This is a genomic window from Siphonobacter sp. SORGH_AS_0500, assembly GCF_031453245.1.
Taxonomy (GTDB): domain Bacteria; phylum Bacteroidota; class Bacteroidia; order Cytophagales; family Spirosomataceae; genus Siphonobacter.
In genome coordinates, this window is sequence record NZ_JAVIYT010000001.1 from 1,904,688 (window position 1) to 1,915,990 (window position 11,303).

The 11,303-nt window shown below is 40.4% G+C and carries 10 protein-coding genes; 8 read left to right on the plus strand and 2 right to left on the minus strand.

Going from position 1 to position 11,303, the window contains the following annotated elements:
• Positions 1–160 precede the first annotated feature (160 nt).
• Positions 161–1,852, plus strand: coding sequence for a TlpA disulfide reductase family protein (locus QE357_RS07845; protein ID WP_309706600.1), 1,692 nt, complete (start codon positions 161–163; stop codon positions 1,850–1,852).
• 761 nt (positions 1,853–2,613) lie between these two features.
• Here the strand turns inward: QE357_RS07845 and QE357_RS07850 are convergent.
• Positions 2,614–3,174: a 2'-5' RNA ligase family protein gene (locus tag QE357_RS07850; RefSeq protein ID WP_309706601.1), complete on the minus strand. Its 561-nt coding sequence runs from the start codon at positions 3,172–3,174 to the stop codon at positions 2,614–2,616.
• A gap of 148 nt (positions 3,175–3,322) precedes the next feature.
• Here QE357_RS07850 and QE357_RS07855 point away from each other — a divergent pair, with 148 nt between their 5' ends.
• Positions 3,323–5,644: a DPP IV N-terminal domain-containing protein gene (locus tag QE357_RS07855; RefSeq protein ID WP_309706602.1), complete on the plus strand. Its 2,322-nt coding sequence runs from the start codon at positions 3,323–3,325 to the stop codon at positions 5,642–5,644.
• Positions 5,645–5,731: 87 nt separating this feature from the next.
• On the opposite strand, the gene QE357_RS07860 is transcribed toward QE357_RS07855, so the two are convergent.
• Complete coding sequence (locus QE357_RS07860) at positions 5,732–6,265, minus strand: GNAT family N-acetyltransferase (protein ID WP_106635610.1); 534 nt, start codon at positions 6,263–6,265, stop codon at positions 5,732–5,734.
• 887 nt (positions 6,266–7,152) lie between these two features.
• Here QE357_RS07860 and QE357_RS07865 point away from each other — a divergent pair.
• The 6 genes from QE357_RS07865 (at position 7,153) to QE357_RS07890 (ending at position 11,099) form a co-directional block, all read left to right on the plus strand.
• Positions 7,153–7,476, plus strand: coding sequence for a hypothetical protein (locus QE357_RS07865; protein WP_106635611.1), 324 nt, complete (start codon positions 7,153–7,155; stop codon positions 7,474–7,476).
• Positions 7,477–7,480: 4 nt separating this feature from the next.
• A complete protein-coding gene (locus QE357_RS07870) occupies positions 7,481–7,777 on the plus strand; it encodes a hypothetical protein (protein ID WP_106635612.1) in 297 nt (98 codons plus the stop codon).
• 308 nt (positions 7,778–8,085) lie between these two features.
• Positions 8,086–8,343: a hypothetical protein gene (locus QE357_RS07875; protein ID WP_106635613.1), complete on the plus strand. Its 258-nt coding sequence runs from the start codon at positions 8,086–8,088 to the stop codon at positions 8,341–8,343.
• Positions 8,344–8,565: 222 nt separating this feature from the next.
• Positions 8,566–9,504 (plus strand): hypothetical protein, encoded by a 939-nt coding sequence (locus QE357_RS07880; RefSeq protein WP_309706603.1) that lies wholly within the window; start codon positions 8,566–8,568, stop codon positions 9,502–9,504.
• 440 nt (positions 9,505–9,944) lie between these two features.
• The gene (locus QE357_RS07885) at positions 9,945–10,295 is read left to right on the plus strand and encodes a hypothetical protein (RefSeq protein ID WP_309706604.1); all 351 of its coding nucleotides are present in this window, start codon (positions 9,945–9,947) and stop codon (positions 10,293–10,295) included.
• 183 nt (positions 10,296–10,478) lie between these two features.
• Complete coding sequence (locus QE357_RS07890) at positions 10,479–11,099, plus strand: hypothetical protein (RefSeq protein ID WP_309706605.1); 621 nt, start codon at positions 10,479–10,481, stop codon at positions 11,097–11,099.
• Positions 11,100–11,303 lie beyond the last annotated feature (204 nt).

Genomic DNA, 11,303 nt, shown 5'->3' on the forward strand with positions numbered 1-11,303 from the left:
GTTTTACGCTTTAAGTTTAAATAAAAATTGATTAGTAAAGTATTGATTTATAGTTATATAGAAGCGTTTTATGAATTTTAATTAGATAATGTATTGTTTTGATAAAATTCAGAATACCTTCGCTTAAATCCATCTACTTATCTACTTAATAATTGTGCTTATGAAAAATTTAATTACCATTCTTTTCCTTCTTCCTTTCTTTACAGGAATAGCTCAATCCCCTAAACCCATTGCTTTTGAAGATCCCGCTTTTAACCAACAGTTTGCTAAACGGTCTATTCCTAAAGTGACGGGCCAGCTTATTCACGTTAGCAAAGAAGAGCTACAAAAGCTTACCATTCAATATGCAATTAGTAACCTTACGGGTCAGAAAATGAAAACGGCTCGTATCAATGCCGATGGTCGCTTTACTTTAGAATTAGAAAATCCGCTTCCTTATCAGCAGGTTTTTATAGGTATTGGTGGTCTTTTTACTACTGGCATCTATGCTAATAGTGATCTTCATGTCACGTTTGATAAGAGTAAGAAAAAACTACCAACGTCCTCATTTCGCTCTTTTGCTGAAGGAATCACTTATACAGGAACGGATGCCTCTCTGAATAGCTATTGTCTTGAAGATTTATTTTTCAAGGTAGAACAAAAAATGCCTCTTGAAAAACGTTTAAGTCAACTCTCTGAATTAAAGTACCCTGATACTAAGAAGATTCTTTCTGTTTACAAACCTGTATTTGATTCACTAAAAACCATCCAGCAGGAATTTATACATGAGCATCCGTCTCCTTATAGCTGGATACTGGAACATGAACACCAATTAGGTTTCTATGCACAGATTTGCTTAAGTTCTAAAGATTATGTGATGGAGGATAGTCTTTTTAATAAGATTAGAGACTATAAGACGTATATATTGTCCGGTAATAGTAGATTCTTTTATCAATATCTGTGTGATTATATTCGTCATTACCCAGGTCCACAGATTATGGTTGGCTGGAAAGAAGTCGCTCATTTCCCTGATCTTACCCAGGTGGAACAGGCGGCCATTGATTCCTTACGAGCTACCCAGAATTATGCTAGGTCTCATCCCAGGACGCTTGAGTGGTATAAAGAAGTAAAACCCAGAATTTTGAAAGTGCTTAGCGAGCGGGAACTGCAGCGAAACATTCGCTTAGCCGACAGTCTTCTTACCCCCGTCAAGGCAGATATAATAAAATTATTATTTAATCAGGATAAGGACATCGAGGAGCAGAAAATAGCTTTACAGCAAATCGTTCCAAGTATGTCTACACCCTGGTGCCGAGCGATAGCTAAGAAAGAATACGCTCAAACGATAGCGAGGGTAGACCAGGTAAACCAGGCGTTGGCTGCTTCAGATCGTTCCTCTGCGACCTCAGATGCATTGGGTAAGGTCTTAGAGAAAACCAGCTTTGGAGCGACCCTCTACAAAGTATCGGGGGTGAGGGCTACGGACTTTCTGGCCAAACTCAAAAGCAGTTTTGCGGGGAAAGCCATCATATTGGATCGTTGGGCCACCTGGTGTGGACCCTGCCTGGAAGAGATGCCTCATAGCAAAAAACTTCAGCAGGAAGCTCAGGACTTACCCGTGGTATTTATCTATGCCTGTACAGCTAGTAGTTCAGATGAAGGAAAATGGAAGCGAAAAATTTTCGAATTAGAATTGCCGGGCATTCACTTCTTTATTGATGAGGCCTTGGATGCCGAGCTTGCCGCATACTTTTCGTTTACCGGGTATCCCGGTTATGCCTTTATTGACCAAAAAGGGACTTACAAACCCGGAGCTATTGAATGGATATCGTTAATAAAAGATAGAAGTGCCTTGGAAGAGATTCTCCGCTAATGTTTGAAGAGTAAAGGTATTTATTATTTCCGTGGCTGGTGTATTCACCAGCCACGTTTTGTTTGGGCAGAAAACACGTTTCTAAATCTACCGTAGAGACGCCGATTGATCGCGTCTCGCTCTCTTAGGCAAAACTGCTTCACTTTGGACGGATGAATAGAATTCGCCTAAATAAAAACAGTTTGATAGAGAAATAAGACGCGATGAATCGGCGTCTCTACGTTTGTTCGCTCTTTCGGATTTGCAATTCGAAAGCGATTTGTTAGAAATTTATAATCCCACATACGGATTACAGATCCGTAACAGACTGGTTCTGGATTGCAAATCCAGAACAGCGTAGGTGTTTAGAGAATTGTCATTGTAGAAGGAGTGATAAGGGGTACTGAGGCTGTTCGGATTATAATAAAGTAAAAACTAATGCCGTCAGCTCGAAAGCGGAGTCATAACCTCCCTGTTTAGTCACATGAACGTTTTCCTAAACCTAAGTACGTTCCTAACACCCATGAGATCCTTCGCTTCACTCGGGATAGCAGAGCAGGGGTTACGTCTTACATCGCGATGGGTACCATTATAACCCAAACCCTTTATTTACTCATTTTCTCTTCCTGTCATCTCGAACGCAGAGAGAGACCTTCTTTGGAAACGGGACGGTTTTAGTTTTACGGGTATTGCCCTAACTCTAAGCGGTACCTGACATTGGTAAATTCTGGATGGAAGGTCGAATTTTCCCAACGTTTGAAGAGACATTAGTAACAAATTCATCACCCACGAAAATCAAACCGAGTCATCGGTTCCCAGTTCTTTCCTTCGTGCTTCAATAACCAGAGATGATCCAAAAATATGGTTTCTGAAAAGGGACGATCTTTGAAATAAGGCCAGGCTAGTTGAAATTTTTCTTCACTTAAATCACGGTAAGCAATCGTCAGATGAGGGGTGAAAGACGGGCGAAGCTGGGATTCTGACAAGAGTGAGTTTTCGACTGCATAAGCCATTAGCTCTGTATACTGCTGCTGCATGAATTCCGTCTTTTCAACAGCTACGTAAATGACATGACTTTTCTTTCCTGAAAAGTACCCAAATCCCTCCAGGCTGACAGACTCGGCTTGAAACGATTGAATGAGTCCTGCAAGGCCTTGCTCCACCATTGTCACATCTTGTTCAGGCAGTGTAAAAGGCGGAATATAAGTGATGTGAGGCAACACCCGCATACCGCGAACGCTGCCGTAAGTTTCTGCTACGTGACGTTTATAAAACCAGACCTGTTGAGCTAGGTCTTCAGGAGGTAAGGTGGCTAGTAAATAGCGGACTGGTTCTGAATTCATGAGTTACGAATGGGATGATCGTCTGGCAATATAAATGAGCTTGCGATGAATCTGGCGATTTCATCTATTATAGATAGGCAAGTTGTTCCTTAAAGCGTATTTTGCATCGTTAGCTTCTTCATTAACCAAACATTCTTTTCCCCGCTGTATGAAACAATGGAGTACTTTTTTGGTGCCAGCACTGCTTTTCGGTAGTGTATATGCCCAGCAGAGGCCCGTAATGACCACGCAGGATTACGCTCGTGCCGAGCGTTTTCTGACGGCTACGCAACAGTACGTCGATCATGTGCCGGGACGTCCCACCTGGCTTTCGGGAGATCGTTTCTGGTACCGAAACCTGATCGCTGAGGGTAGCGAATTTATACTGGTCAATGCCGCGAAAGGAACGCGAACGCCCGCCTTCGATCAACAGAAACTGGCGGAAAGTCTTTCTGGTGTTACGAATACAAAGTACACGGCATGGATGTTACCCTTTCAGGAGTTTACGTATGCACCGGATGAAAAGTTTATCACGTTTTCTGCCCATGGAAAGTCCTGGAAATGTGATCTGAAATCGTATCAGATTACGGCTGATACGACCCCGAAAAACCGGGCTGACCGTCGCAATGAAACGCTGTCTCCTGATGGAAAAAAGGCCGCTTTTATCAAAGATTATAACCTCTGGCTTCGGGACCTCAGCACTGGGCAACTAACCCAGCTTACTAAAGATGGCGTAAAGGATTTTGGCTACGCAACGGACAATGCGGGCTGGAAACATTCGGATCGGGCCATTGTAACGTGGTCACCTGACTCCAGAAAAATTGCTACCTTCCAGCAGGACGAGCGGGCCGTGGGGGATATGTATCTGGCTACAACAAACGTAGGCCATCCCACGCTCGAAGCCTGGAAATATCCTTTGCCCGGCGATAGTGCCATTGCGATGATTCACCGGGTAATCATTGAGGTAGAAAATCCGAAAGTTATTCGATTGCAGGTGAGTCCAGACCCACACCGTTCGACCCTGGGTGATGACATTAGTCGGGGAGGAGAGCTGAACGATGTGCAATGGAGTGAAGACGGTTCTCAACTGGCGTTTGTGTCCACGTCTCGTGACCATAAGCAGGAAAAAGTACGAATTGCCGACGCGGTAACGGGTGCCGTTCGGGAGGTTTTCGGTGAAACGTCAGCCACGCAATTCGAATCGGGTCAAACGGCCATTAGCTGGAAGTACCTGCCGAAAACGAAAGAACTCATCTGGTATTCCGAACGCGATAACTGGGGCCATCTGTACCTCTACGATGCCACAACCGGGCAGCTTAAAAACCAGATTACCAAAGGGGACTGGGTCGTATTAAGCCTGACCGATGTGGATGAGAAAAACCGGACGATTTACTTTATGGCGGGTGGCAAGGAAACGGGTAATCCGTATTTTGCTCATTTCTATAAGGTAGGTTTTGATGGAAAAAATCTGGTTTCCTTAACTCCTGAGCCGGGTAATCACCAGATCTCACTTTCCCCGTCGGGTAATTACTTCAGCGACCTCTACGCTCAGCCCGATGTTCCTTCCGTCCTGACGGTTCGAAACACCAGTGGCAAGTTGGTAGCCCAACTGGAAAAAACCGATGTAACCCGACTGAAAGCAGCGGGCTGGAAAGCTCCGATTCCGTTTTCAGCGAAAGCTCATGATGGCAAAACGGATGTCTACGGCTTGCTCTACACACCGACTCATCTGGACCCGAATAAGAAATATCCGGTGATTGATTACATCTACCCCGGTCCGCAGGGCGGTAGCGTAGGTAACTGGGGATTTGCGGCTTCCCGTCGGGATAACCAGGCCCTGGCTGAGTTAGGCTTTATTGTGGTGGAACTCGAAGGCACCAGTAACCCCAAACGTTCGAAGTCTTTCCATGACATGAGTTATGGAAACATGGCAGAAAATACCTTACCCGATCAGATTTCGGCTATCAAGCAACTCGCGTCAACTTATGCTTATATGGATACCAGCAAAGTCGGGATTTGGGGGCATTCGGGCGGTGGCTTTGCAACGGCCTGTGCCATGTTCAGGTATCCTGATTTCTTTAAGGTAGGCATTTCAGAATCGGGGAACCATGATAACCGCAACTACGAAGACGACTGGGGCGAGCGATACATTGGTCTGGAAACGAAGGGTAAAGATGGCAAGTCAAACTACGAAAATCAGGCCAATCAGGTGCACGCTAGGAACCTCAAGGGTAAGCTTATGCTGGCTCATGGTATGCTAGACGATAACGTACCACCATATAACACCCTGCTGGTGGTTGAAGCTCTGGAAAAAGCGAATAAAGATTATGATCTGGTGATTTTCCCCAATAGTCGTCATGGGTTTGGAGCGTATTCCAACTACATGATGCGTCGCCGCTGGGATTACTTTGTGCGGCATTTGCTGGGAGCCGAGCCACCGAAAGAATATTTGATTAAAAGCGTGGCTGATCCGAGAAATGAGGTGAAGTAATGATTTACTTTCGTGGCTGGTGGAGACACCAGCCACTTTTTGTTTTTACAAGATTAACCCAATCCATCGGTTTATAAATTACTTAGGTTAACTATTGCCCTTCACGTTTGCCTGTAAATCAATCTCAAACAGACAACAGTTAGGTTCGTCATGGTAATGACTGGGGAGGGTTGAGGTTTCTGTTAGTTTAAATATTCCTAGAAAATTAAATCCTGCGGAAGTATAATGCTCAATCAATTTTGTATTGTTTCCTAAGGTATCAAGGCGTACGAATCGTTTACCTGATTGTAACGCATATTCTTTAGCCCATTCAACAATTTTGTCAATATATCTGTTTCCTCGAAGGGTAGGATTATTACATATTCGGTGAATGTATATGGAATTATTCTGGTCTTTATTACCCCAAATTTCCTTATCTTCAAAAGTAATAGCCCAACTGCAAGCCATTACATTTTCAACTACAATTTTCCACTGCCGATCTTCCTTTATGCCATTTTCAATAAATGATTTATCAAATAAAGGCCACACTACCATTTTTCTTTGCATCTGAAGAATTCTTGCTGCTTCATGTAGTGACAAGATTTCATTAGTATCGGTCAGTAAGCATTTTTTTATTTCCATATTTTTATTTTTTTGATCTACGAATATGGAAGTTGGCTGGGAATTAGAAAATCCAGTTCTTGCTAATTGTATATTCTTGTATAAATTTATATGAGTTGTATTTTTTGTAGTTACTGGTAGGCAGTTACTCCGTAGAGACGTCGATTCATAGGCGTTTCTACGGGGTAACTAGCAATGGCTTGAGTTGGGAGGATGGACGCATTTACCTACCAGAAATGGTTAGTAGAGAATCAAAACCTTGCACTTTCGGATTTGCAATCCGAAAGTGCGAGGCTATAGATTTATAATCCCCACATACGGATCACAGATCCGTAACAGACTGGTTCTGGATTGCAAATCCAGAACAGCGTAGGTATTGAAATGGCAGGTTCAGTTAGCTATGATAACTTTCCTGCTAAATCATATCTTTACTTAAACGAGATTTACGATTTGGTAAGTGATTATCTTCATGGCAGAGAGAAGTCGAATCCAGAAGAAGAAAGTTTTAAGTGTTTGTACAAAATTGGATTTGCTCTTTTGAATTGTAAGGCGTCAAAAAGTTTGATGACCTCATAGGTAAAACAATAGAAACGGCGTATTCTAAATTTCCAAAATTCACACATGAACCAATTTTTGGATTGTTCCATATGCAACACCAGAGGCTGCTTTGATAGCGACAAGACCACCTGAGAAGAAGAAAAACCGCTAACATTGTATTGGCAATATGGCAGGGCGATGAATATATTCTCAGCTTTTTGTTTGCTAATTAGCTTCGGTTTTGGCAGACGAATAACTCCGAACAATAGAATAAACAATGAGCTTTTGTATCTTTAATCAGCAGCGGCACCGGGCAGACGGAACACAGAATACTGCCACATCGCCAATGCTTCAACGTTAGGCGTCATTATATGGAGACAGAACTAAATAAAATATTAGAATCATATCCAACGATTGTTAATTATACAGACATAATTGATTTCGACAATTTTGACGAAAGACTTTCAGCTGTTGACACTTTAGTTGTAAATACGATAGGAGTTTCAGAAGACATTATCGAGTTTATTCCATACAATGAACCGCCACTTAAAGAGGAAATTTATTGCTGGATATGGGCAATAAGACCCGATCTATCAAAAGACTTACTCAATCTTGATATCAACGAAGATTTTCGAATTCTTTTGAAATCCTATATGGACAATGACCTGAGCATGTTTTGGAATCATATGAGTTAACGCAATGATAGAAAACTATATACAATATGCTAGCGGTTATCAAAAAGATAATATTGATGAAACAGATATAGCAAAAGCTATTGCTGACATTCAACTAATGGATGACGAACACGGAGCATTTTGGGTTTCTGTTATAACCGATGACGAAAATGTGATTGAAGTGAATAAAGATTTAACACTTTCATTAATTTTCGGAGGACAGAAAATCAAACATCGGGTAAAAGATTGGAAGGAAGTTTCAGAATTTTATGGATTTTTATTGAATGAAAAATTCGATGAAATTGCTGCGAAAGTAAAATAACGAACGCCTAACATGGGTTTTGCGTCAGGCGGGCTGATGTGCAAAATTGAGACTGAGTTCTTCTAATTAACTTTAATAATAAATTGAAACTTTGTGCTTCGAAACCCGCCCGAACGCAAAGCGACCATCTAAGTAAAAATTTGACAACTGAAACAAACAATCAATTTAACAAATGACCATATGGACAAGGTAATAACTTACGACTTTACAGACCTAAGAAAAGAAATTAATGACAGTATTGTAGAGTATAATAAATATGGTGTTTGGGAGGGTTTATCTATAACAGTACAACTATTTTAGCTATAGTTATGACATCTTTAGCAGCATTGCTGCCAATAGACATATTCTACCTAAAAATAATATCAGGCATTGCAGCAATGTTAGTTGCAATTGACCGAGCATTAAATTGGGGAGCACGGTGGATTTATCACAGACAAATGCGACACGAATACCTAATTATTCTAGCGGAAATTTCCTTCTATGGAAATATGCCAGAAAATTTTAATAAAGAAGAAAAAAAGCTCATTATATGGAAATCTACACGGAATTATATAACACTAGAATAAAAGAGGTTTCAATGCCAGGAGTAAAGGCGGGATAAAAAACGAATCTCGATGCAAGGAAAATCATCAGCCACTAACAAGGGTTTGCCAATAGCGGGGCTGAAGTTCTTCGACTGAGTATTTGTGCAAGGTTCAACATTAGTAATTCTATTGAACTTTTGTGCTAAAAATCCCCGCCTTCGGCAAGCCCCGAACCGTTGTCTGCAAGTTTTAACGACCATCAAAATGAAACAAATTTTTACTGTAATAACATTACTACTTTTTCTCGGACGAATTTCATTTGGACAATCTAAGTTTAAAAAGGAGAAAGTTATTTGGGTAGCTTTTGACTGGGCTGACCCTGATTACAAAGATGTAATGCTCATTACCTCAAGGCTCGACACACTCGACTATTTTTTTCGTTGGCAACTTGACACGGGCAGTCCTTACACTTATCTTGAAGGTGGAACTTTTAAAAAATTCACTAATAAGTTTCCATATTTAGCTGACAAAATAAAACGCGTGGACACAGTTTGCAATGGTAACTGGTATAAGATATTTACACCACCTTTCAAATTTGAAAAACAAATTTTGCCATCTATAATTTTAAAAAATGATAAAATTGGTGGAGGTTTTTCACAAGACTTACTTGATAAATACAAAGGGTTTAGTATTGGGACAATTGGTGTTGACATTTTTAAAGACAAAGTGTTAATTCTTGACTTTAAAAATAAAAAAATTGGTTACTGCGATAATTTAACAAAGGGATTTTACAAACAAAAAATAAGCTCTTCCCCATTTCAATTTTATAAAAACAGAATTATTTTGCCAGTGCAAATCGGAAATGAAAAAATAAATTTCATGTATGACTGCGGTGCAAGTATGTTTACTCTGAACGCAACTCCTAAATATTCAAAGTCGTTTGCACCCAAGCAACTGACAGATACACTCTATAATATCAACAACGGAGAATCTGGCACGGTTTATAACGCAGTAGGTGGCAAGACAGACAAGCAAGTAAAAATTTTAGGGAACACATATAAGAACATGACTGTTTATTTGGAGAAAGGAGAATCAGACATATTTGAAGAGGCAAAAGTAGCAGGTGCTATTGGGAATAAACTTTTCCTTGACCACATAGTAATAATTGACTTTAGGACAAAAAGGTTTAGCCTTGTGGACTAAACCTGCAGGCAACATTGGGTTTTATGCAAGTTGGGCATGACCAGCAAACATCAACGAATTGCAAATCCAGGCTGTGGGTCGGGCTGGACGAATATATCTCAACTTTAGTTCTTAAATTCAACTTTATATTTTCAATCGGCAGCGGTTGTCGGCTGACGGATTGCTAATTCCCAACCTGCATAAAGCCCTGCTCGTTAGCGGTCAGCTTAGGAACAGACAATACAAAAAGAAATGGGACTAAAAATTAGCACAATTGCAGCGATTCCAGAGAATATAGAAAGAAATTACTATCTCTATATTCTTGACTATTACAATTGGGATGAACCGATTAGTAAGACATTGCGTGACAGTTTAGTTTTGACAAGATTGCAAAACTCGCTGCAGAAAAAGAGTCTGTAGCTGTACAAGCAATTCCTGAAAGTCATTTCTATTCCGAACTTATGTCTTGGGAATCTGTGAACGGAATTGACCCGAAAGAACTTCTTCCTGCTTTGATGATTACAACAATTCACCCGAAATACTTTTTAGAGGGAAACGACAATCAATCAATCGGAGGAAAAATTCCAGAGGACAAATTAGTATTTATTGAAATTGCCAAGGTTTGTAAGACACCTCAAGACGTAATCAAACTGATTGAAAAGGTGTTTAAAGACATTAAAGACAAAAAGGAAATAAAAGACTTTAAGGTGAAAAAGGAGTTGAAAGGTGGTATCGGAAAAATATTGAACGACACAATAATTCTTGAACCGAACATTGCGGGAACTCGGAGTAAACATAAACAACATATTTAAGTTTCTTGGAAAAAAATAAAGACATACTGACAAAAAGCCGAACCGCTAACATCGTATTGTCATTAGTGGGGCTGACAGTTTTAAACTCAACATTTGTAATTCTAAGGTCATTTGTGCAAATATTCGGCTGACGTTTTTCAAATGCCCCACCATCGCCAATGCTTTAACGTTAGCCACAATGCAATGAGACAACAACAGACTGAAGATATTATCAAATTCCTAAAAGCCAATATTGAGCCATTGGACGACAATGCTTATGGACTTGGTTACAGAGCTTCTGTGTATTTGACAGACGGAACATTTTTGCCTTGCGTCATCTTTCGCAATCCAAAGACAACTGTGAATTTAGCTATTAGACGATTTAAGGAAGAACACACAGGCAAAAGCATTTTTAGCCGTTCATTGGGACTTGGTTATTATGACATCGTAAAAACATTTGTAACAAAAGGAAATTGCATTAATGACTACGACATTGACAGAGTTGAAAAAAGCAAGTATGCATTTCCATTGACAATACAAAGCCAAATTCGTGGCGAGACCACAATGGGTTGGACAGGTTTTGCTGCTAAAATGAAAGATGGAAAACATTTTGGTTTTGGAACTACTTTCCATTGGGAATTTTTTCAAATGCCAGTCGGCTATTCGGTTGACGACATTGAAGAAATCATTAATCACAGCTACGTTTTAAAAACAGGAGAATTAAGAAGCCATAAAGTTCCATTTTTTGAACACCCTGACGATTATAAAGATGCTGTAATTCATAGAGAGCGACCTTTTTTTGACTGCTACATTGACAACTTATAATAAAGAAAAAGATACGCAACAAAAATGCACTGTGGCTAACATCGTATTGGCAATAGTGGGGCTGGCAGTAATAAACTCAACATTTGTGCTTCTATCGGGCATTTGTGAAAATGTTGAGCTGACGTTTTTCAAATGCCGCACCATCGCCAATACGTAAACCGTTAGCCGTAATTGCTACTTCTGCTCTTTCGGATTTGCAATCCG